Source organism: Pseudomonas syringae pv. cilantro, assembly GCF_001293775.1.
GTDB lineage: Bacteria > Pseudomonadota > Gammaproteobacteria > Pseudomonadales > Pseudomonadaceae > Aquipseudomonas > Aquipseudomonas syringae_P.
This window is the reverse complement of the sequence record NZ_LGLN01000033.1, coordinates 743,400-764,454: the sequence shown is the minus strand read 5'-3', so window position 1 is coordinate 764,454 and position 21,055 is coordinate 743,400. Positions and strand designations below refer to the sequence as shown.

Here is a 21,055-nt window from a genome sequence, read left to right as displayed (position 1 = left end):
TTAACGCGGCCAGAGGACGACTAAACCCAGACTCGACTGTCTGCATGGAGCGTACGCGTGATATTCGATAGAAACCGGAGGCCCGTCATCGGCATCGGGAACGGCGTGGCGATCAACGGTGCAGCCTGTCGTCTGGCCTGGCGAACGCTTCGCCCTTCTAACGTTGCACAACTGGCAACCCGCAGCGTCTTGCCCTCCTCAGGGGCATCTCTGACCAATGCAATAAACTCGGCTTTGCAGTTGTTTGATGAGGCTGCGGATATGAACCAGTGGGGCGACGACTTTTTCGATGTATTGATTATTCATCTCCCCGCTGACGGCAGTGCATCGGCTACCTACAAACATCTCATCCGGGTCGCACGCCAAGGAGTAATCATCCTGAGCTGACTCGTTCATGAGTCGACATTGCGCGCAAGAGGCTGCTGCTAAACATCAACCCGCGTCCAGAGGAATAAACACCGCAAACGTCGTCCCCTGCTCCGCGTTCGATGTCACTTCAATCCGTCCGCCATGGGCGTCGACTATCTTGGAGACGATGAACAGGCCGAGTCCCAGGCTTGAGTAAGGGCCGTTGTCGGTGATCTGCTCGGGGGAGTAGCGTCCCATCGGGTTGAAGATGAACGGGAGGACGTCTTCAGGGATCGGGCTGCCGGTGTTGTGAACGGTGAACTGAAGGGTGCCGCCGGACGCTGCGAGCGTGACTTCCACGGGATCGCGGCTGTTGCCGTGCTGGATCGCGTTGCCGATGAGGTTGGAAAACACTTGTTCCAGCCGATCACCGTCAAAGTGGCCGATGACCTGTTCGCTGGACGTCAGGCGGATGTCTGCCTCGGGGTTGACCGTGCGCGACTCGTCGACAATGCGCGCGCAGATGGGCTGGATATCAATCTCGGTCCTTTTCATCGGAATGCCGGGGCCGATCTGTGAGCGCGTGAAGTCCAGCAGGTCGCCCACGATCTGACTGGCGCGCTTTACACTTGAGTAAATTCTTGAAGCCACTTTGGTCGGTCGCGCGCCCAGGTCGCTGGTGCGCAACAGAACGTCGGCGCCCAACAGGATCGCGCTCAACGGCGTGCGCAGATCGTGCCCGAGGATGCCGAGGAAGATATTGCGCGAAGCCTGGACCGCGCCGGTGTAGCTGGAGATGGATTCCGCGAGCGCCTGGTCGATGGCTTCGTTGAACCTGATCATGTCTTCCATGCGTAATTGCGTGTCTGCGGTCTCGTTTAGCATCCACTGCTTGATCACACTGGCCCGCAATGCCCGAAACTCCGACACCACCTGATCGATGGTAAAGCCCGACATCAACCGGGTAATGGCATGGGTCTTGGCAGCGGTCTGGTCTTCCGACACCACCTGGCCTTGCGATTTGTCGACCTGTTCCTGGGACGACTGATCCGTTTGCAGGTCCATAGCAATGGCTCGAAGCATCTGTTCGGCATGATCCCTGAGTTCTCGGGTATCAAGAGGCTCGCCAGGCGTGGCCATCGTGCGGGCGAAATCGGTCCACTCCTGCACGATGGGTTCGATATTTTCGAGGATGAAACCCGATAACCGCATAGCAACCTGATCCTTTGAATAGTCAGCAAATGGCATCTCCCGAGTGCAAGTCAAGCACTTATCCAGGCGGAGAGAACGGTTGGGTATTTTTGGATCACATTGTTGGCAGGAAGTGCTGACTAAATGCGCTCAGGCAGATGATGACTGTCACCTTGCAGGCGATACAGGCATCAACGGAGCGAAACGAAGCAGAAGGACGGTGCCTGAGCTATTCGGCCAGCGCCTGCAAACGCGCCTGAACCGCATCGTCAAATATGATGTAAAGCGCTTCGGCGTCGGCAGCACGCAGCTTTCTGGTGGTTTCAAGTCCGTGGATGTATTCGATTTGCAGCGCGGCCTCTGCTTCTACGTCTGCCCGCGTGCTGGCCGCGTCGAGCGCTCTGACCAGATCACTGACGTCTCCCTGAAGCGCTTTGGCAAGCCGCAATTGGTCGATTCGTTCCTGCATGGGGTCAATTTCTCCAGTGAAACCAAGATGGCCAGCAGCAGACCATGCAAGGGGGTGTAATGCAAGGCCGGGTCATAGCCGGTCAACTATTATTCGCTCCGGGCGTTTCGACCGTCCAGCAGGTTTTTCATGCTGTAGGTCACCACGCCGAGGATGATCAGGTCATCGTTATCGGTCACCTGAAGCGAGGGGTAATCGCTGTTTTCGGACTGCAGAACCACGAATTCGCCACGCATGTACAGGCGCCGACAGATCTGCCGGGCGTTGAGTGACGCGACCACGATGTCGCCATGCTCGGCGTACTGGCTGCGGTCGACCACCAGCATGTCACCCAGACACATGCCAACCCCGCGCATGCCCTCGTCGTCGATCCTGGCCAGGTAAGCGTGCGGCTCACGGACCTCACAAAGCTCGGCGATCGAGACGTGTTTTTCCACGACAGGCGACTGCGAGCCGGTGGAGGACATGGAAATGAACGGGAGCTTTATGCCCTCTGCCGACAACGGGCCAAGGAATGTGACACTCATGCGGTGAGCCTTTTATGATTAACTGTATGCATATACAGTTAATCGTTTCTCAGACTCGCAGTCAATCCTGAAGCCCGCCTCTCGACCAATGGCGGGCTTCAGTCTGAGCAGGATTTATCTAAGGCGCCAGATCAGCTCGTGATAACTGCATGATCAGCGCAATGGTCAGATAGAGCCTGGGCGCGATGCTCGACAGCTCGATGTACTCGTCATCGGCGTGCAAACCGGCACCCACGACACCCATTGTTTCCAGTACTGCGGGTTTGGCGCTGCCGGGCACATAGGCATAGCCTGCGTCAGTGCCGAAGCGCATGGCGATGGATTCGATGCTGCGGTCGATTTTTCCGTAGAGTGCCTGCGCGGTTTTTGCCAGCTGTTCCGAACCCGGGTTTTTTGCCAACGGTGGACGGCCCTTCTCCATGCGCAACGTCACTTCAGTGCCGTCGATGAACGTGTTCTTCACGATTCGCTGCCCATCTGCCAGCACGCGATCACTTTCACTCAGGTCGGAATAGCGCATGTCCGCTTCAGCCGAGGCGCTGGACGGGATGATATTGCGCTTCTCGCCGCCTTTGATGAGTGTCCAGTTGACTGTCGTGCCTTTGCCCGCATCGCCGAGGTCCTTGAGTTGCAGCATCTGGTGCGCCAGCTCGATGGCGGCGTTGCGCCCTGCTTCGGGTGCCGAGCCTGCGTGGGATGATTTGCCTTTGACGTCGAGGATCAGGCCGTTGATGCCGTTGGTGGCGACGGTGACGGCGTCCTTGTCAGGCGGCTCGTAGGAAAAGACGTAATCGTGCTGGCGAGCCAGTTCGGCAATGACTTTTTTCGAGCCGCTGGAGCCGGTTTCCTCGTCCGGATTGAACAACACCGTAAGCGTGCCGAACGCTTTGAATTTCTGATCCTGCAGCAGTTTCAGCGAATGCAGAATCATCGCTACCCCGCCTTTGGCGTCGGCGACACCGGGGCCATAGGCGCGTTCGCTGTCGAGCCTGAACGGACGCTTTGCGGCGGTACCGGGGCCGAAGACGGTGTCGTAGTGGACCATCAGCAAGAAGGATTTCGTACCACTGCCTTTGAACGTGCCGACAATGTTATCGCCAGCAGACGGCTCGGCAGGCGTGGTCGTGACGTCGGCACCCAGTGCTTTGAGACGTTCGACCAGTAGCGCGCTGATGACTTTCAGACCGGGCGCCTGACCGGTGCCGGTGTCGACATCCACTAACTGCCTGACCGTTGCGAGATAGGACGGTTGTTCAGCCTGCGCCTGCTTCAGCAACTGATTGGCCGGCAAATCGGCGGCCATTGTACTCGCCGCTACTGCACTCAGAGAAAACAGGGAAAAGCCGATTGCAGCGGTAAGGGATGCGCGTTGTGGATGCATGCTGGTTCCTTCAGTCATCGCTTATTGAAGCTGCATCTTTACCGCAATGATCCACTCAACACCAGATTCGCTGCGTGTGCGTTCGAGATTGCCGCGCCTGTTTGTAACACCTGGAGGAGCAAAATAAAGATCGAGGGAACAAGCAGTCTGCCATGGGCTCCAAAACAGTCTAGACAGGGTTTTCACGACTATGCCGACCCTCGACGCCCTCCATCCGCAGGCATTGTGTTCTGCGGCCTTGAGTGGGCGGCAGCGCTCGGGTAATGTCATCCAACCGCACAGGACAGAGCACGCTCATGACTTCCAAGCTGGATCAACTCAAGAAATTCACCACCGTCGTTGCCGACACCGGCGATTTTGGCGCCATCGAAAGCCTCAAGCCGCAGGACGCCACGACCAACCCTTCCCTGCTGCTCAAAGCGGCATCGAGCGAAGGCAACAAGCCGATGCTCAAAGAAGCCTTCAGCGGCAGCAACGGCGACATCGGACTGGCATGTGACCGCTTTGCGGTTGCCATCGGTCAGGAGATTCTCAAGGTTGTACCAGGTCGTGTATCCACTGAAGTGGACGCCCGGCTGTCTTTTGACAAAGATGCGCTGATTCAACGCAGCGAGCGTTTGATCGGTCTGTACGACAAAGCGGGCGTCAGCCGCGACCGGGTACTTATCAAACTTGCCTCGACCTGGGAAGGCATCCGCGCCGCCGAGCACCTTGAGAAGCAAGGCATCCAGACCAACCTGACATTGCTGTTTTCCTTCGCTCAGGCTGTCGCGTGTGCCGAAGCGGGCGTATTCCTGATCTCGCCATTCGTGGGCCGCATCTACGACTGGTACAAAAAGTCGGCGGGCACCGATTACACCGGTGCTGAAGATCCGGGCGTGCAGTCGGTAACGCGCATTTACAATTACTACAAGGCCAACGACTTCAAAACCGTCGTAATGGGTGCCAGCTTCCGCAACCTGAACCAGATCGAACAACTGGCCGGTTGTGACCGCCTGACCATCAGCACCGAGCTACTCAAACAGCTGGCCGAAGACACTGGCACGCTGGAGCGTAAACTTACCCCGGATAACGCAGGTGAGAAACGCCCGGCTACGGTCAAGAACCTGACCGAAAGCCAGTTCCGCTGGGACTCCAACGAAGACGCCATGGCCACCGAAAAACTGGCCGAAGGCATTCGTCAGTTCGCTCGCGATCAGGAAAAGCTGGAAGCATTGCTCTCCGACAAACTCTGAAAACACTAAAGGGCGGCACCCTCGCGGGTGCCGCCCTTTTTGCTGCCTGTGACTCAGTAAGACACAGGAATGGCTCGCCTAGCGTTGCCCTTCGAGCGCATTGACCAGGTCATGAAATGCTTCACGGTTGGAGTCGTTCAGGCCCATGAGGATCTTATGCGCTTCAAGCACCTTCGCCTTCACCACTTCTTCACACTGATCCTGCGACGGCAGGTCGGTCAGGGACTCAGGGCGCGGCAAAGGCCGGTCAACGATGTTGAACACCTGATCGAAGCCCATGGACTGCAGCAGCCGCGTGATGTCTTCGTGAGTGGTCACCAGGGTCGGCAGCAAGCCCACTTTCTGACGTGACAGGATCGATAATTTGGCCAGCAGACCCAATGTCGTACTGTCGATGCTGCGCGTCTCGGTCAGATCGATCACCACCGCGGAAAAATTCAACGCCGTGAAGATTCGCTCGATAGTCGCGTCCAGGGCCGAACACAGCGTCAACCGCACTTCACCCACGAACTTCAGAACGAAGGTGCCTTCCTGCTCGGCGAACTGGATTCTACCGGTACTCATTCAAGATTCCTGCTTAACACTAACAAGGCGATATCATCCGGCATCTCCCCTAGCGTTGCCAATTCAAAAACCCGCTGCAAGCCTTCCAGGCTGCCGCCAGCCGTCTTCACCAACTCGGGAAGCACAGCTTCTTTTTCTTTGAGTGTATCACCGGGTAGCAAATCCAGTATGCCATCAGACAGCATGGTCAGACTGAAGGACGCCGGCAGTTCCACTTCGTGATCCTGATAGGTCGCCTCGTTGAACAAGCCGACCGGCAGACCACGGCCTTCCAGATAATGTGCCTGCCCCTCGGTGTACAGCACCGGCAGCGGCAGATGGCCGCCAACGGCGTAGGTCAGCGTGCCCGATTCTTCGTCGATCACCCCGCCCACCATAGTGACATGCTTGCCCAGTTTGCAACTGATCAGGCCACGGTTGATATGTCCAAGTACGTCCGACGGTTTGAATTCGGGCAGTGTTCCACCGCGCTTCGATTCGAACAGCAGGCGGGTGGTCATGAACTTCAGCAGCACGGTGATGAACGCCGAAGACGCTCCATGCCCTGAGACATCGGCAAGATAGAAGGCAACGCGCCGTTCGTCGACCCGAAAATAATCGACGAAGTCGCCGGACAGGTACAACGAGGGAATGATCTGGTGAGCGAACTGGAACTCGGCGATAGACCAAGGGGTGATCGGCAGCATATTCATCTGCACTTGCCGACCTGCGTCCTGATCTTCCTGCAAGAGGTGCAGGCTGGCTTCAAGCTCGCGATTGGCTTTTTCAAGCTTCTCGCGGTAGACCTGGTTTTCGTTGAGCAGGCGTGCCCTGTCCAGGGCGCGATGCACTGAATGTTCGAGTACCGCCAGATCTTCAAGGGGTTTGATCAGGTAATCGGCGGCGCCCAGACGCAACGCTTCCACCGCATCGCTCATCACGCCGGCCCCGGAAACAACGATTACCGGGGTCTGCGGAGCACTGGCGGTCACCTGACGAATCAGTTCAAGTCCACCCATCTGCGGCATGCGCAAGTCGCACACCACCAGATCGGGCTTTTCCTGCTCGAATATCTGTATTCCCTGCAAGCCATTGCTGGCCTGGAGGACGCTGAAGCCACTGTCTTCCAAATAGGCGGCGAGACTCGCGCGCACTACTTCGTCGTCATCGATAATCAGCAGCGTGGCACTGGTTTTTGGCATGTGGGCAAACGGCGCCAGATAAGGTTGGCGTAGGCGGCCCGGAATCACCGGAACCCGCTTACTGGATTCGCTTCTAGCCTCTCTGCAATTTCACGTCCGCAACACCGTGTGTGCGTCATGTTCAGAGGTGCCCTTCAAGGCGCAGACGGTACTCCCATCCGACGGGTGTTTCAAGCATGCTCCGCCCCTCACTTCGTGCTCTTTACATCTCAAATCACCGGGAGTTATAAGAACTGATTAATCAGCAACTAAAACGAAGGGACTGAACATGAGTCGAACTGATCGCGACTACGAGGAAAAACGGGATTACATCCGCATGCGCGTCGACGCAGACGTCAATCTGATCCACGCCGGTCAGGTCATTCCTGCCGTATGCATTGATCTGTCCAGCTCGGGCATGCAGGTTCAGACACCCCGCTCTTTTCAGGTGGGCGACAAACTCAGCGTGCGGATCGACTCCGATCATCAGGCGCTCAAGGGTCTTGAGGCAGAAACCGAGGTTGTCTGGGTCAGTGATGAAGAAGGCGGCGGTCAAAAACTTGGGCTGTCCATCGTCTCGATGAGCTGATTTGAAGCGGAACGGGTTCACAAATACACAAAATAATAAAGGCGACCCGAGGTCGCCTTTATTGGTTTTATCACACACATTCTACGTGTCGATTAAAAGTCGTCTTCAACCTTGCCATCCTTGACCTTGAACTCCCGGTTCTGCAAATAGGCATTACGGATGAAGGTGTAACGATCACCGCTGACCATGCGCTCTGCGGACAGCAGGCTGGCACGCGTATCGACCAGATTGACACCCAGCGCGGTGTTACGGGTCGGAACATGATCGATGTAGCGGTAGGGCGAGGTGTAGGTGTCCGGGTACTTGGCGAAGGCATCACGCACGGTGCTCGGCCCCAGCAACGGAAGAACCACGAACGGGCCGCTTGGCACGCCCCAGTAGCCAAGTGTCTGACCGAAGTCTTCATCGTTGCGTTGCAGGCCCATGCGGGTGCCTACGTCGATGAAACCCAGCAGCCCGAAAGTGGTGTTGAAGATCATGCGTGCGGTGTCGACGCCGGCGGCTGCAGGCTTGGCTTGCAGCACGTTGTTGGCCAGGTTGCCGACGTCGCCGATGTTGTTGAAGAAGTTGTGAATACCGTCCTCAACGAATTGCGGGGCGATGTACTGATAACCCTTGGCCAGCGGCTTGAGCGTGTAAGTGTCGAGGGTGTCGTTGAAGCTGAAGATGGAACGGTTGATGCCTTCCCACGGATCGTCTTCAGCAGCCTGAACGGCCACCGGGACCAGCGCAATGCCTGCGCACAGAGAAAGTTGCGCCAAACGTTTGATAAAGCCTGCACCGGTCACGGGCATAGCTGACACTCCTGATCGAGATATCGAAATAATGACGCGGGTGCAACGCCCCACACGCTAAGTCCTGGAGTATAAAGCCTTCTGTCGTGAATAAGGCAGGTCTGTCAGCAAAGCAACGCGGATAAACCTGGTCATCACGTCGTCATCCAACTGTCATACAAGCGCAGTAGCGTGTTGGGTATTTCAGAGATTTGCTCATGCTCGCGCCGGTCCTCACGCCTTTGCCGACTTTCCCAGCCCTGCTTTTCGGCCTCAGCGGCTGCCTAGTGGATTTTGGCGCACAGGCCGGAACGGTTGGGCGCCCGGGGCCTGAACACCTTCAGCCGACACCGGGCGCGCTGGAAATACTGAAAACCCTGCGTGCCCAGGGGCAACCTTGCGCCTGGCTTGAAGAGCTGCCTGAAACCGTGAGCACTCCCCTCGCTGCGCCACTGGATGACTGGATAGTCTGCGCCCCTCGTCCAGCCGCGAAATGGCCTGCACCTGATGCCTGCTGGTTGGCGCTGATGGCGCTAAACGTCCCGCAACTGGACGGCTGCGTGCTGATCAGCGGCGACCCGCGCCTGTTGCAGTCCGGCTTGAACGCCGGGCTATGGACCATCGGCCTGGCCTCCTGCGGGCCGCTATGCGGACTGTCTCCGGCACAATGGCAAGCGCTCAGCGACGCGAAACGCGAGCAGCGACGTGCGCAGGCAACGCTCAAGCTCTATGCGCTGGGCGTGCACTCGGTCATTGATCATCTGGGCGAGCTGGAGTCCTGCCTGGCCGACATCGCCCTGCGGCGCAGCAAAGGCGAAAAGCCTTGATACATATGCAGCGGGATGATTACTGGATTAGTCTTGGGTCATGACGGACCTTTCGCCAAGCGGCGAAGTCCATGACACAGACTTATCAATCAAGGAGCACATCATGCCCGCCCGCGAACTTCAAGAACAACTCGATACCCTGCGCGAGCAACTTGAGCACAAACCGCCGATGTCAGAATCCGAGCGGGACAACCTGCACGAACTGATGCAACAAATTGAAACTAAAATTCAGCTGGAACAAGCGACTCACGAGCAGGACAGCAGCCTTGCCGATGGTGTGAATCTGGCCGTAGAGCGTTTTGAGCTGGAGCATCCGGGTATTGCCGGTACGTTGCGCAGCATCGTGCAGACACTGGGCAATATCGGGATTTGATCGAGTTGGGTTAGTACTTTGGCTCGTTCCGCGCATTAAAGAGTCCTGATGAGCGCGGAAAACGAGTTTCTGCCCGGAGGGCGTAGGAGTGGACTTGTCCACGAAGACGGTGTTTCAGGCGACGCATTTTCGGCGGATGTACCGGTCCTTTCGCGAACAAGCGAAGCGTCGCCCGCTCCGATCCCACAAGGGGAGCGTCCAGCTCTGCGTCATACAGCGTTTTTGCGATGTCAGTGTTGTTTGTTTACGGTTCAAGGCACAGACGAAGCTACTGCCGAGCCAACCTGCGATTATCCACGCTAAGCACTTCAGTGCTGCGGTACGGGTTGATGTCCAGACCGCCGCGGCGGACATAGCGGGCGTAAACGGTCAGTTTTTCCGGTTTGAGCAGACGCTGCAGGTCGAGGAAGATTCTTTCCACGCACTGCTCGTGGAAATCCGAATGTTGGCGGAAGCTGACGATATACGCCAGCAGGCTGGCGTGATCCAGCGCTGCGCCGCGATAGTCGACCACCACGCTGCCCCAGTCAGGCTGGCTGGTGACCGGACAGTTGGATTTGAGTAAATGGGTGTGCACGCTTTCTTCGACCACGCGCGACTCGTCGCAGCGCAGCAATTCAGGCTGCGGCCGGTCGTAGCTGCTGACGGTGATGTTCAGGTCGTCGATGCAAATACCCGGCAAAGCCGCGACACCCTCCCCTTCGATGTCCGCCAGGCTGCGAATACGCACGCCCACCGGTTTGCCGGCAGCCGCTGACAAGTCCTTTTCGAGCGTCGCCTGCACCAGCGCCACGCCATCGAAAGCGGTCTGGTTCAGGGAGTTGAGGTACAGCTTGAAAGACTTAGATTCGATGATGTTCGGCGAATCGGCCGGAATGCTGAACTCGGCAATCGCCACCACCGGCTTGCCCGACGGCAACAGCCAGGACAGCTCGTAGCAGTTCCAGAAATCGACCCCTTTGTACGGCAGCGTCTGCGCGGTCAGCCCGAGCTCGGCCCATTTTGTGGCACGCGGGATCGGGAACAGCAGGGACGGCGTATAGGTGGCGATGTATTCACTGGATTTGCCCAGCGGCGAGTGTTCGGCTGCGGGATGCATGGCGATACCTGGATCGAGAATTAACGCGGCGAGTCTATAGGGTTTGCGGCGGGCTTTCAGCGAAAAATCCGCCTCAGCCCGCACGCCATCGCTATGCGCAATAAGCCTGATTACTCATAACGCAGCGCATGCGCCGGCTCGATCTGCGCCGCACGCCAGGCTGGGTAAACGGTGGCCAGAAAGCTCAGAATGAAACCCGCGCTGCAGATCAGCAGTACATCGCCGCCCTGCAATTCGGAAGGCAGGTTGCTGATGAAGTACACGTCGGAGCTGAAAATGTGCTGGCCGCTGACCCGTTCGATCCAGCCCACCAGACTGCTGACGTTCAAGGCAGCTATGATGCCGAGAACGCCGCCGATCAATGTGCCGACAATGCCGATCACCGTGCCCTGCACCATAAATATGGCCATGATCTGCCGCGGCGTGGCGCCGATGGTGCGCAGGATCGCAATGTCGGCGCCCTTGTCATTGACCACCATGATCAGCGTGGCAATGATGTTGAACGCTGCCACAGCGACGATCATCAGCAGCAACAGACCGATCATGGTCTTTTCCATTTTCATCGCGCTGAACAGGCTGCCTTGCGTATGGGTCCAGTCATCGGCGTGATAGCCAGTGCCCAGCTCGGCGGCAATGGCGGTGGAAACCTGCGGCGCCTTGTACAGATCTTTGAGCGCCAGACGCACACCCTGCACCTGATCAGGCTGCCAGCGCTGCATTTGCGCGGCATCGGCGATATTGATCAGCCCCATCGAACCATCCAGCTCGGCACCCACCTTGAAGATGCCGACCACGGCCAGGCGTTGCAGGCGCGGAGTGATACCGCCGGGTGCGCTGCTGACTTCCGGCACGATCAGGGTCAGTTTGTCGCCGATCGTCAGGCGAAAACGCCGCGCTGTGAGATCGCCCAGCACCACACCGAACTCGCCTGGTTTGAGGTCTGCAAGACTGCCGCGGGTAATATGCTGCGTGACGATCGACACCTCATGCTCCAGCGCCGGTTCAACGCCGCTGATCTGGATCGGCTGCATCGAGCCCTTGTAGGACAGCATGCCTTCCATGTCGGTAAACGGTACGGCAGCGGTGACTTCCGGGTTTTTCAGTGCAGCGGCGGCCAGCGGTTTCCAGTCGTCCACCGGCTTAGCGCCTGCGATCACTGCATGTGGCACCATGCCCAGAATCCGCGAACTCATTTCGCGCTGGAAGCCGTTCATGACCGACAGCACCACGATCATGGCCAGCACGCCGAGTGCCAGCCCGATCATCGAGGTCATCGAAATGAACGAGATGAAGCTTTTGCGGCGTTTGGCGCGGGTATAGCGCATGCCGATGAAGATGGGTAACGGTCTGAACATTCGCGAAGCACCGTAGAAAAAAACACCTATGAAAAACGTCGAACCCGACGCGATGAGCTGCGCCGGGCAGGGTCAATCAGGCCTCGACGAGGCGCCCGCCTTCCAGACGCAGGACGCGGTCCATCTGCCGGGCAAGCCCCATGTCATGAGTCACCACCAGAAACGCCGTGCGCGACGAGGTGCTCAGCTCGCGCATCAGGTCCTGAATACCCTGCGCGGTGTGGTGGTCGAGGTTGCCGGTAGGCTCGTCGAGCATCACCAGGCCCGGCTGATTGACCAACGCACGGGCGATGGCAACGCGCTGACGCTCGCCGCCCGACAACTCCGAAGGCTTGTGCGCCAGACGATGACCAAGACCGACACGCTCGAGCAACGCGGTAGCACGCTGACGCGCTTCGGGGATGGCGGTGCGGCCGATCAGCAGCGGCATGCAGACATTTTCCAGCGCCGTGAACTCAGGCAGCAGGTGGTGGAACTGGTAGACGAAACCCAGTGCCCGGTTGCGCAGCAGGCCACGGGCCTTTTCGCCGAGCGCCGACAATTCTTCGCCGGCCAGCCAGACACTGCCTTCGGAGGGCGTGTCCAGCCCGCCCAGCAGGTTCAGCAAGGTGCTTTTACCCGAACCGGAAGTACCGACGATTGCGACCCGCTCACCCGGATGCAGCTCCAGTTGCAGGCCGGACAACACCACGACCGACTCCGGGCCTTCCTCGTAGGATTTACCCAGGTTGCGGCAACTCAATACAGCTTTATCAGACATGCCCGACTCACTCATAACGTAACGCCTCCGCCGGCTGGGTGCGCGCAGCACGCCAGGCGGGATACAGGGTGGCGAGGAAACTCAGGACCAACGCCGCACCGCAGACCTGGAACACGTCCTGGGCCATCAGTTGCGAAGGCAGGTAATCAATGAAATAGACGTCGGCGTTGAGAAATTTGTGGCCGATCAGCCCTTCGAGCATCGAAATGGCGGCACTGACATTGAGCGCTGCGAGAATGCCCAGCGCCGCGCCGATCAGCGTGCCGACCACGCCGATCACCGTGCCCTGCACCATGAAGATCGCCATGATCTGCCGTGGCGTGGCGCCCAGCGTGCGCAGGATCGCGATGTCGCCCTTCTTGTCGTTGACCACCATGACCAGCGTGGAAATGATGTTGAACGCAGCAACCGCCACAATCAGCAGCAACAACAGACCGATCATGGCTTTTTCCATGCGGATGGCCTGATAGAGGTTGCCGTGGGTACGCGTCCAGTCGCGGGAATAGAAATTGTTTTCGCCAAGCTTCTGGGCGATTTCCCACGACGTGCGTGGCGCAGCGAACAGGTCATCGAACTTCAGGCGCAGACCCTGCACCTGATTCGGCTTCCAGCGGTGCAGACGGCCCAGGTCGTCAAGGTTGGTCAACCCGAGAAAGCCATCGATCTCGCCAGCGCCGACATGAAAGATGCCCGTCACTTCGAAACGCTTCATGCGCGGGAACATTCCGGCGGGCGTTACCGTCACCTCAGGGGCGACGAAGGTCAGCTTGTCGCCGATACCCACGCCCAGCTTGGCTGCGGCCTTGTCGCCGATCATGATGCCGAAGCTGCCGGGCGACAGGCTGTCGAGCTGGCCCTGCTTGATGAAGTGGTCGATGATCGAGACCTTGCGCTCTTCAACCGGGTCGATACCGTTGAGCAGCACTTTCTGGACCTTGCCGTCGTGGGTCAGCAAACCCTGCATCTGGGTGAATGGCGCAACCGCCAGCACTTGCGGGTTTTCCTGGACTTTCGCACCCAGGCCACGCCAGTCGGTGATCGGGTCGGCGGATTCGATGGTGGCGTGGGGTACCATGCCGAGGACGCGGGTACGCATCTCATGATCGAAGCCGTTCATGACCGATAACACGACTATCATCACCACCACGCCAAGGGCCAGGCCGATCATGGACGTCAGGGAGATGAAGGATACAAAGTGATTGCGTCGCTTCGCACGGGTGTAGCGCGTGCCGATAAATACAAAAAGAGGTCTGAACATGTAGGATTTTGTTCGCAGGAATGAGGACGTCCGTGTGGCGGGCCTTGACGTGCAGCTTTACACTCGAAACTCTCTGACCACCGCCGCTAGCTTGGGTTCGCCATGTCGACATTAGATGAAGCAGGACGCCGCGAATACTACCGTATCGACGACAGCGTCGCACTGGAAATTAACCCCTTGTCATCCGCTGACCAGGCAAGTCAGGACGCCATGCAGGACACCTCGACGCTGTTCGACCTGCTTAGCGAACTGCACGTCAGCGAGTTCGAATCGCAGCATTTGATGCGGCAACTCGACGAGCGCGACCGGGTGCTGAACAGTTTTCTCAAGTCGCTGAGCAAACGCATCGACCTGCTGGGCGAGGTCGTCGCGCACACTGCGCTGGGCAAACTGGGCGCTCCTCAGCCGGTAAAACTGTCCGAAGGCGGGATTCAATTCAATTCGCAACAAGGTTTTGCAACGGGCGAACAACTGTCGATCAAGATGGTGCTGATGCCTCAGGCAGCCGGCTTGATGCTGCGCGCCAGAGTGAGCCAGTGCGAGGCGCTGGCGGACGGCAGTTTCGAGATCAACACCGAGTTCGTCAATTTGCCGGATGCCCAGCGTCAACTGCTCGCGCGCCACGTGTTGCAGCGTCAGGCCCAACATCGGCGTCAGGCGCTGGAGCAAGGCCAGCCATCCGGAAATTGAGTTCCGAATACGTTAATTTCACATCAGCAGTCCGCGCCTTTCAGGCCAGGAGTACACGTGACGCTTATCTACGGCCACCGCGGCGCCAAGGGCGAAGCACCGGAAAACACCCTGGTCAGTTTCCAGGAATGTCTCAAGCACGGCGTGCGCCGTTGTGAACTGGACTTGCATCTGTCACTGGATGGCGAGTTGATGGTCATCCACGACCCGACCCTCAAGCGCACCACCGACCGGCGCGGTAAAGTCAACGAGCACCTGGCTGCCGATCTGATGACCTATGATGCGCGCGAGGGTGGCCCCGGCTGGGTTTCGCCCTGCCCCATTCCGCGCCTTGAGGAGCTGTTCGAGCAGTGTGATTTCGAGCACTGGCAGCTGGAAGTCAAAAGCGCCTCACGCACTCGCGCCGCCAACACCGTGCTGGCGATCCGGGAAATGGTTCAGCGTCATGGTCTGCTGGACAAGGTCACCATCACCTCCAGCTCCCGCGAGGTACTGCGCGCCGCCCTTGACTTGACCCCGGACATCTCGCGCGGACTGGTGGCTGAATACGCGTGGCTCGACCCGCTGAAAGTCGCGCAGAGCTATGGCTGTGAGATTCTGGCGTTGAACTGGACACTGTGTACCCCGGAGCGCCTGCAGAAAGCACAGCGTCAGGGCCTGCATGTGTCGGTCTGGACAGTCAACGAACCTGCGTTGATGCGCAGGCTCGCTGATTTCGGCGTCGACAGCCTGATTACAGACTTTCCCGGTTTGGCCAACGCCACGCTCGGGAATCACTGAAATCGGTCTCCCCGGCCGGCTCAGGCCACCGGCCGGAGTCGCTTAAAAAAGCCGGTTGAGGCCGTCGTAAGCCGCGACCCGATAGGCTTCGGCCATGGTCGGGTAGTTGAACGTGGTGTTGACGAAGTACTTGATCGTGTTCGCCTCGCCCGGTTGGCTCATGATGGCCTGACCGATGTGCACGATCTCGGACGCCTGGTCACCGAAGCAATGCACGCCCAGCACCTCAAGCGTTTCGCGGTGGAAGAGAATCTTCAGCATGCCGACCCGCTCGCCGGAAATCTGCGCACGCGCCATGCCCTTGAAAAACGCCTTGCCGACTTCGTAAGGCACCTTGGCCTGGGTCAGCTCGTGCTCGTTCTTGCCGATCGAACTGATCTCCGGAATGGTGTAGATCCCGGTCGGCACGTCGTTGACGTAACGCCAGCTGCCGTTATCGACCATGCTGCCCGCCGCTGAGCGACCCTGGTCATACGCAGCGCTCGCCAGACTCGGCCAGCCGATCACGTCGCCGGCGCCGTAGACGTTGGAAACACTGGTGCGGTAGGTCTCGTCGACTTCGATCTGGCCACGACCATTGGCCTTCAGACCGATGTTCTCAAGCCCCAGTTTGTCGGTGTTGCCGGTGCGGCCGTTACACCACAGCAAAGCGTCGGCCTTGATTTTCTTGCCGGACTTGAGGTGCAGAACCACACCGTTTTCCAGCCCTTCGACCCGTTCGTATTCTTCGTTGTGGCGGACCATCACGTTGTTGTTGCTGAAGTGATAGCTCAGCGCCTGAGAGATTTCCGAATCGAGGAAGCTCAACAGCTGGTCGCGGTTGTCCACCAGTTCGACCAGCACGCCCAGGCCACTGAAGATCGACGCGTATTCACAGCCGATCACGCCCGCACCATAGATGATCAGTTTGCGCGGGGTGTGGCCCAGGCTGAGGATGGTGTCGCTGTCGTAGATACGCTTGTGGCTGAAATCGATGTCGGCCGGGCGGTATGGACGCGAGCCGGTGGCGATGATGATCTGATTGGCGACCAGCTTTTCGACCACACCGTTGGAGCAGACCACGTTGATGCTGGTCTCGTCGGCAAAGCTGCCGGTGCCGAAGAACACGTCGACACGATTGCGGGCGTAATAGGCGGTGCGCGATGCCACTTGCTTGGAGATGACCATTTCGGCGTTTTTCAACACATCCGGAAACGAAAACCAGCGTGGCTCGCCGATGGCCCGGAACATGGGATTGGTGTTGAACTGGATGATCTGTTTGACCGAGTGACGCAGAGCCTTGGACGGGATGGTGCCCAAATGGGTGCAGTTGCCGCCCACTTGCCGACGGCTGTCGACCATGGCGACCTTGCGCCCCGCCTTGGCGGCATTCATTGCCGCGCCTTCTCCGGCAGGGCCGGAACCCAGTACCACTACGTCGTAGTTGTAGACAGCCATGCGTACTCCTTAAACAGACCGAGGCGCCACTCTGGCATCTCTGGCTAAATCACGCGGCGCAGTCTAGCGCTGCACTGAGGCGGCGAACATTAACCCTTGGTCGCGTCGAAGGCCAATTTTTGTCTGCACATGTTTCTCGGCAAGGTGTGATTCACCCCCTGAATCAGCGCGGCTGTTCTACGGCCAGACGATCAAACGACGCGTTGCTGCGGATGATAAAGCGCTTATCGGCACGAATCACAAAAAAAGCAGGGATTTTGCGTTCTTGGGCATAATTCCAGCCGCGCTCCGGGCCCAGAATCAGCAATAGCGAGGACAGGCCGTCGGCCATCAACGCTGAGGGATGTATCACCGTCACCGACGCTAGCGCATGATCGACGGGTTTACCGGTCAGGGCGTCGAGCGTGTCGGACAGGCGCCGAGGATGACGCTCGGCGTACCGCCGGTAATCACCCGCAGTAGAAACAGCATAGCCGTTCAGGGGAAAGACTTTCTGCGTGCCATAACCCTCTTCACCTGGCGCGTCGAGGGTCACCCGCCATGGCGAGCCATCGGGTTTGAAACCGTTAACCTTCACTTCGCCAGTGGCCTGTACCAGGTAGTCATGCAGCCCGAGCGCATCCATCCGCTGGCTGATGCGGTCGACCGCATAACCGGCGGCGATACTGTTGAGGTCCACTTGCACAGCGGCGCTTTTGCACAACTGCTGACCGACGATGCGCAAGTTGCGATAGCCCACCGTACTGCGCGCCTTGGCCAGTTGCCGGGTGGACGGCAGTTGCTCAAACAGCGCGTGAGCCCCAAGCCCCCAGAGATCGATCAACGGCTTGACCGTCAGATCGAAGGCGCCGTCACTGTCCCGGGAAAGCTGTTCGCCGACACCGATCAGTTTGAGGACCGCGTCGGGCATGGTCTGGCAGCTATTGGCCGGCAAGGCGTTGAAACGTTCGAGGTCCGAATCGCTGCGCCACAGCGACATCTGGTGGTCGACCTCGGCCAGAATCGCTTCGACTTCCGGACGCAGCGCTGCCGCATCAGGTTGCGCCGCGCCCCGTACGTACACCACCGAGTAATGGCTGCCCATGGTCGGCCCGCCGAAGCTTTCCAGCGTGCGCTCCTGAGTACAGCCACCACCCGCCATTAACATCAGGCACCCTGCAACCCTGCCAAACCCTTGCAAATCCGTGCCCCGCACTCTCGAAAACCATTCAAAGCGACTTGCCTGCGATAGCCGGCAAGGCAGAAAACCCGGCATGAACCAGCAAGACACTGCGCTCGATCAAGACCAGCAAGTCATTAAGTGGTCACCAACGTGCAGATGGTTCCCCGCTCCTCGCGAGCTGGACGTTTTTTCCCGGAGCGCATAGCCAGCTCAACAGAGACACTGCGCAACTGCGACTACATGTCAAGCATCAGCTAACACATGGTAAATCGCTGAAACGGTTGTTTTTGAGCACTGTTACACATACTGTTACAAGTGCGCATCGCCATTCGCACACACGTAACGGCGATGTAAACGGGATAACAACGACAACGGATTCCAAGCCGACGAGCCTGAGCGAGTAACTAAATGGCCTCCACCACCAGTAAAGGCAAAGCGATTTTTCGCGTTGTCAGCGGTAACTTCCTCGAGATGTTCGATTTCATGGTCTACGGCTTTTACGCCACGGCCATTGCCAAGACTTTCTTCCCTTCCGACAGCGCATTCGCTTCGTTGATGCTGTCGCTGGCGACCTTCGGCGCAGGCTTCCTGATGCGTCCACTGGGCGCGATTTTTCTGGGTGCCTACATTGACCGTCACGGCCGCCGCAAGGGGCTGATCATTACCCTCGCCATGATGGCCATGGGCACGTTGCTGATTGCCTGCGTGCCGGGTTACGCCACGCTGGGCGTGATAGCACCGTTGTTGGTGCTGCTGGGCCGTTTGCTGCAAGGCTTCTCGGCCGGCGTGGAACTGGGCGGCGTTTCAGTCTATCTGGCTGAAATCTCGACACCGGGCCGCAAGGGCTTCTTCGTCAGCTGGCAGTCCGCCAGCCAACAGGCTGCCGTGGTCTTCGCCGGTTTGCTGGGTGTTGGCCTGAATCATTGGCTGAGCCCGGAGCAAATGGGCGAATGGGGCTGGCGCGTGCCGTTCCTGATCGGCTGTCTGATTGTGCCGGCCATCTTCATCATCCGCCGTTCGCTGGAAGAGTCGCCAGAATTTGAAGCCCGCACCCATCGTCCGACCCTGCGTGAAGTGGTGCGCTCGATCGGCCAGAACTTCGGCCTGGTGATCGGCGGCATGGCGCTGGTGGTCATGACCACCGTGACGTTCTACCTGATCACGGCCTACACCCCGACCTTCGGCAAGAACGAGCTAAACCTGACCGACCTGGAAAGCCTGTTGGTTACGGTCTGTGTCGGCGTGTCGAACTTCATCTGGCTGCCGATCATGGGTTCGTTCTCGGACCGTATCGGCCGCAAGCCGCTGCTGATTGCGGCCACCGTGCTGGCGATCGCCACTGCGTACCCTGCCCTGTCGTGGCTGGTCGCGAACCCGAGTTTCAGTAACCTGCTGATGGTCGAACTCTGGTTGTCGTTCCTGTACGGCTCCTACAACGGCGCGATGGTCGTGGCGTTGACCGAGATCATGCCGGTCGACGTGCGCACCACCGGCTTCTCGCTGGCCTACAGTCTGGCGACCGCAACCTTCGGCGGTTTCACTCCGGCGGCCTGCACCTACCTGATCCACGCGCTGAGCAACAAGGCAGCGCCAGGCATCTGGCTGACGGGCGCAGCGGTGCTCGGTCTGGTTGCGACGCTGGTGCTGTTCCGTAAGGGTGGGCAAAAGCTTGAGGCGCCTGTCGCGGCTTCGGCCAGCTGATTCATCGCCGCACCGGTAAAGCAAACAAACCCCGGCCCGGGTTATCTCGGGCCGGGGTTTTGCGTTTCAGACCTTGCGCCGCCACGGCCGAAAACTGAGCCAAAGCAGCAAACCCGGCACTTGCAGGGCAATCATCAGCCCCAGCGACCATTGATAGGCCTCAGGCGGATGTCCCGCCCCCTGCGCGACCGGCCATAGATTGAGCACCACGCCCATCAGCCATTGCAGGCAAAACGCGAGCACGAACACCACCAGATTGAAGGATGAACTCACCCTTCCCGCCAGCTCTGGCGACACCGACTGCGCGACGATGGCGTAATTCATGGTGGTCGAGGTGCCGAAGAAGCTAAAGCCCATGGCAATCAGATAAGGCGATACCGGCAAGTCGCTGACCATCAGCACCTGGAAGCCGATAAAGATCAGCATCCCGGTGCCACAGATCATGATCGGCTGTACGCCGAACCTGCGCAGGTAATCGGTGATCCCGCCGAACGTCAGAGACCCCGCCACCATCGCGATGGCCCCGAACAACAGCACACTGGCCATAGCGGAATCACTCAAACCTGCCATGTCGCGCAACCACGGCCCCATCCACAATGACAGCACCGACATGTAGATGGCGTGTGCGAACACCGAGTACAGCGCCAGACGCCAGAACGTCCAGGACGAGTACAGTTTGCCGACTGCGGCGAACATATCGCCGTAGCGAGTGTTTTTGCTCTGGTAGGTTTTGGGCACGCTGAAATGTATGACCACGGCCACGCAAAAGGTCAGCAGCGCCAGGACCAGAAACGCTTCGCGCCAGGTCAACCAGCTCAGCAGCGCATGCAATGGCGTGGTCGATGCCATCGCGCCCAGCCCGCCAATCGACAGCAGGCACGCGGTGCTCAGCGGCAAACGTTCGACCGGCAAGCGCACGCTTTGATCGCACTCATCAGCGAACCCGCCACACCCAGACCGATCAGGCCACGCCCGATCAACAGCCCTGCCTCGCTGCTGGAGACACTGAAAATGACCGAACCGGCGACCGCAAATAAAAGCATCGGCGCCTGCACGCTGCGTGGACCGTAACGATCAAGCATCACACCAAGCGGAATCTGCGCGGCGGCGAAGGTCAGAAAGTACACGCCGGTCAACAAGCCAAGACTGCTGGCAGGCAAGCTCAGGTCGGTTTGCAGGTCAACGTAGATCACCGCATTGACGGTGCGAAACAGGTAGGAAACGAAATGCCCCAGACCGAAGGGAATGAAGATCGTCAGAAAGAGAAGAAAGAAACTGCTTTTGAGTTGCTGCTGCGAACCGTCCATGGCCGAACTACTCATCCTTTGATACTCCGTCATCCATAGGGGCCACAAGAAACATCGCCTTACAGATTC

At 58.7% G+C, this 21,055-nt stretch carries 21 protein-coding genes and 1 pseudogene; 8 read left to right on the top strand and 14 right to left on the bottom strand.

Features of this window, described 5'->3' with window-relative positions:
• The first annotated feature begins 57 nt into the window (after positions 1-57).
• On the top strand, positions 58-387 hold the full coding sequence (locus tag ABJ99_RS10535; RefSeq protein ID WP_054085753.1) for a hypothetical protein: 330 nt from the start codon (positions 58-60) through the stop codon (positions 385-387).
• Positions 388-432: 45 nt separating this feature from the next.
• On the opposite strand, the gene ABJ99_RS10530 is transcribed toward ABJ99_RS10535, so the two are convergent.
• The 4 genes from ABJ99_RS10530 to ABJ99_RS10515 all read right to left on the bottom strand — a co-directional run bounded on the left by ABJ99_RS10530 (position 433) and on the right by ABJ99_RS10515 (position 3,916).
• A complete protein-coding gene (locus ABJ99_RS10530) occupies positions 433-1,560 on the bottom strand; it encodes a sensor histidine kinase (protein ID WP_054085752.1) in 1,128 nt (375 codons plus the stop codon).
• A gap of 208 nt (positions 1,561-1,768) precedes the next feature.
• A complete protein-coding gene (locus ABJ99_RS10525) occupies positions 1,769-2,008 on the bottom strand; it encodes a hypothetical protein (RefSeq protein ID WP_042914284.1) in 240 nt (79 codons plus the stop codon).
• An 89-nt stretch (positions 2,009-2,097) separates the two neighbouring features.
• Entirely contained in the window at positions 2,098-2,535 is a 438-nt protein-coding gene (locus tag ABJ99_RS10520; RefSeq protein WP_054085751.1) for a LexA family protein, read from the bottom strand.
• A gap of 118 nt (positions 2,536-2,653) precedes the next feature.
• A complete protein-coding gene (locus ABJ99_RS10515) occupies positions 2,654-3,916 on the bottom strand; it encodes a M20/M25/M40 family metallo-hydrolase (RefSeq protein ID WP_054085750.1) in 1,263 nt (420 codons plus the stop codon).
• A gap of 296 nt (positions 3,917-4,212) precedes the next feature.
• Between ABJ99_RS10515 and tal the strand changes: the two genes are divergently transcribed.
• Positions 4,213-5,151 (top strand): transaldolase, encoded by a 939-nt coding sequence (tal, locus tag ABJ99_RS10510; RefSeq protein ID WP_054085749.1) that lies wholly within the window; start codon positions 4,213-4,215, stop codon positions 5,149-5,151.
• 78 nt (positions 5,152-5,229) lie between these two features.
• On the opposite strand, the gene rssC is transcribed toward tal, so the two are convergent.
• Both rssC and rssB read right to left on the bottom strand, forming a co-directional pair.
• Positions 5,230-5,715, bottom strand: a complete 486-nt coding sequence (gene rssC / locus ABJ99_RS10505; protein ID WP_002552898.1) for an anti-sigma factor antagonist RssC — start codon at positions 5,713-5,715, stop codon at positions 5,230-5,232.
• Complete coding sequence (gene rssB, locus ABJ99_RS10500) at positions 5,712-6,896, bottom strand: two-component system response regulator RssB (RefSeq protein WP_054085748.1); 1,185 nt, start codon at positions 6,894-6,896, stop codon at positions 5,712-5,714. Before rssB ends, rssC begins: the two co-directional genes overlap by 4 nt.
• 268 nt (positions 6,897-7,164) lie before the next feature.
• Between rssB and ABJ99_RS10495 the strand changes: the two genes are divergently transcribed.
• Entirely contained in the window at positions 7,165-7,464 is a 300-nt protein-coding gene (locus ABJ99_RS10495; RefSeq protein ID WP_054085747.1) for a PilZ domain-containing protein, read from the top strand.
• Between the two features lie 92 nt (positions 7,465-7,556).
• On the opposite strand, the gene ABJ99_RS10490 is transcribed toward ABJ99_RS10495, so the two are convergent.
• Positions 7,557-8,258: an MlaA family lipoprotein gene (locus tag ABJ99_RS10490; RefSeq protein ID WP_007253124.1), complete on the bottom strand. Its 702-nt coding sequence runs from the start codon at positions 8,256-8,258 to the stop codon at positions 7,557-7,559.
• A 197-nt stretch (positions 8,259-8,455) separates the two neighbouring features.
• Between ABJ99_RS10490 and ABJ99_RS10485 the strand changes: the two genes are divergently transcribed.
• Positions 8,456-9,064, top strand: a complete 609-nt coding sequence (locus tag ABJ99_RS10485; RefSeq protein ID WP_054085746.1) for a phosphatase — start codon at positions 8,456-8,458, stop codon at positions 9,062-9,064.
• Between the two features lie 103 nt (positions 9,065-9,167).
• Positions 9,168-9,437 carry a DUF4404 family protein gene (locus tag ABJ99_RS10480; RefSeq protein WP_054085745.1) on the top strand — a complete coding sequence of 90 codons (270 nt, stop codon included), beginning with the start codon at positions 9,168-9,170 and terminating at the stop codon, positions 9,435-9,437.
• 268 nt (positions 9,438-9,705) lie between these two features.
• On the opposite strand, the gene queF is transcribed toward ABJ99_RS10480, so the two are convergent.
• The 4 genes from queF to ABJ99_RS10460 all read right to left on the bottom strand — a co-directional run bounded on the left by queF (position 9,706) and on the right by ABJ99_RS10460 (position 13,909).
• Positions 9,706-10,536, bottom strand: coding sequence for an NADPH-dependent 7-cyano-7-deazaguanine reductase QueF (gene queF, locus ABJ99_RS10475; RefSeq protein WP_054085744.1), 831 nt, complete (start codon positions 10,534-10,536; stop codon positions 9,706-9,708).
• Positions 10,537-10,646: 110 nt separating this feature from the next.
• On the bottom strand, positions 10,647-11,891 hold the full coding sequence (locus ABJ99_RS10470) for a lipoprotein-releasing ABC transporter permease subunit (protein WP_054085743.1): 1,245 nt from the start codon (positions 11,889-11,891) through the stop codon (positions 10,647-10,649).
• Positions 11,892-11,967: 76 nt separating this feature from the next.
• Positions 11,968-12,651: a lipoprotein-releasing ABC transporter ATP-binding protein LolD gene (gene lolD, locus ABJ99_RS10465; RefSeq protein ID WP_174518439.1), complete on the bottom strand. Its 684-nt coding sequence runs from the start codon at positions 12,649-12,651 to the stop codon at positions 11,968-11,970.
• Between the two features lie 7 nt (positions 12,652-12,658).
• A complete protein-coding gene (locus ABJ99_RS10460; protein WP_054085742.1) occupies positions 12,659-13,909 on the bottom strand; it encodes a lipoprotein-releasing ABC transporter permease subunit in 1,251 nt (416 codons plus the stop codon).
• 102 nt (positions 13,910-14,011) lie between these two features.
• On the opposite strand from ABJ99_RS10460, the gene ABJ99_RS10455 reads away from it, so the two are divergent.
• Positions 14,012-14,599, top strand: a complete 588-nt coding sequence (locus ABJ99_RS10455) for a PilZ domain-containing protein (RefSeq protein ID WP_007252223.1) — start codon at positions 14,012-14,014, stop codon at positions 14,597-14,599.
• A gap of 57 nt (positions 14,600-14,656) precedes the next feature.
• Complete coding sequence (locus ABJ99_RS10450) at positions 14,657-15,379, top strand: glycerophosphodiester phosphodiesterase (RefSeq protein WP_054085741.1); 723 nt, start codon at positions 14,657-14,659, stop codon at positions 15,377-15,379.
• Between the two features lie 42 nt (positions 15,380-15,421).
• On the opposite strand, the gene sthA is transcribed toward ABJ99_RS10450, so the two are convergent.
• The gene (sthA, locus tag ABJ99_RS10445) at positions 15,422-16,816 is read right to left on the bottom strand and encodes a Si-specific NAD(P)(+) transhydrogenase (RefSeq protein WP_007252221.1); all 1,395 of its coding nucleotides are present in this window, start codon (positions 16,814-16,816) and stop codon (positions 15,422-15,424) included.
• Positions 16,817-16,979: 163 nt separating this feature from the next.
• A complete protein-coding gene (locus tag ABJ99_RS10440) occupies positions 16,980-17,963 on the bottom strand; it encodes an FAD:protein FMN transferase (RefSeq protein WP_054085740.1) in 984 nt (327 codons plus the stop codon).
• 423 nt (positions 17,964-18,386) lie between these two features.
• Here ABJ99_RS10440 and tcuC point away from each other — a divergent pair, with 423 nt between their 5' ends.
• Entirely contained in the window at positions 18,387-19,679 is a 1,293-nt protein-coding gene (gene tcuC / locus ABJ99_RS10435; protein ID WP_054085739.1) for an MFS transporter, read from the top strand.
• A 66-nt stretch (positions 19,680-19,745) separates the two neighbouring features.
• Here tcuC and ABJ99_RS10430 read toward each other — a convergent pair.
• Positions 19,746-21,001, bottom strand: a pseudogene (locus ABJ99_RS10430) (MFS transporter).
• Positions 21,002-21,055: the final 54 nt, after the last annotated feature.

Coding starts and splice junctions, on each gene's coding strand:
- ABJ99_RS10530 (WP_054085752.1), bottom strand. CDS start 1,560: ATGCGGTTATCGGGTTTCATCCTCGAAAATATCGAACCCATCGTGCAG.
- ABJ99_RS10525 (WP_042914284.1), bottom strand. CDS start 2,008: ATGCAGGAACGAATCGACCAATTGCGGCTTGCCAAAGCGCTTCAGGGA.
- ABJ99_RS10520 (WP_054085751.1), bottom strand. CDS start 2,535: ATGAGTGTCACATTCCTTGGCCCGTTGTCGGCAGAGGGCATAAAGCTC.
- ABJ99_RS10515 (WP_054085750.1), bottom strand. CDS start 3,916: ATGCATCCACAACGCGCATCCCTTACCGCTGCAATCGGCTTTTCCCTG.
- tal (WP_054085749.1), top strand. CDS start 4,213: ATGACTTCCAAGCTGGATCAACTCAAGAAATTCACCACCGTCGTTGCC.
- rssC (WP_002552898.1), bottom strand. CDS start 5,715: ATGAGTACCGGTAGAATCCAGTTCGCCGAGCAGGAAGGCACCTTCGTT.
- rssB (WP_054085748.1), bottom strand. CDS start 6,896: ATGCCAAAAACCAGTGCCACGCTGCTGATTATCGATGACGACGAAGTA.
- ABJ99_RS10495 (WP_054085747.1), top strand. CDS start 7,165: ATGAGTCGAACTGATCGCGACTACGAGGAAAAACGGGATTACATCCGC.
- ABJ99_RS10490 (WP_007253124.1), bottom strand. CDS start 8,258: ATGCCCGTGACCGGTGCAGGCTTTATCAAACGTTTGGCGCAACTTTCT.
- ABJ99_RS10485 (WP_054085746.1), top strand. CDS start 8,456: ATGCTCGCGCCGGTCCTCACGCCTTTGCCGACTTTCCCAGCCCTGCTT.
- ABJ99_RS10480 (WP_054085745.1), top strand. CDS start 9,168: ATGCCCGCCCGCGAACTTCAAGAACAACTCGATACCCTGCGCGAGCAA.
- queF (WP_054085744.1), bottom strand. CDS start 10,536: ATGCATCCCGCAGCCGAACACTCGCCGCTGGGCAAATCCAGTGAATAC.
- ABJ99_RS10470 (WP_054085743.1), bottom strand. CDS start 11,891: ATGTTCAGACCGTTACCCATCTTCATCGGCATGCGCTATACCCGCGCC.
- lolD (WP_174518439.1), bottom strand. CDS start 12,651: ATGTCTGATAAAGCTGTATTGAGTTGCCGCAACCTGGGTAAATCCTAC.
- ABJ99_RS10460 (WP_054085742.1), bottom strand. CDS start 13,909: ATGTTCAGACCTCTTTTTGTATTTATCGGCACGCGCTACACCCGTGCG.
- ABJ99_RS10455 (WP_007252223.1), top strand. CDS start 14,012: ATGTCGACATTAGATGAAGCAGGACGCCGCGAATACTACCGTATCGAC.
- sthA (WP_007252221.1), bottom strand. CDS start 16,816: ATGGCTGTCTACAACTACGACGTAGTGGTACTGGGTTCCGGCCCTGCC.
- ABJ99_RS10440 (WP_054085740.1), bottom strand. CDS start 17,963: ATGTTAATGGCGGGTGGTGGCTGTACTCAGGAGCGCACGCTGGAAAGC.
- tcuC (WP_054085739.1), top strand. CDS start 18,387: ATGGCCTCCACCACCAGTAAAGGCAAAGCGATTTTTCGCGTTGTCAGC.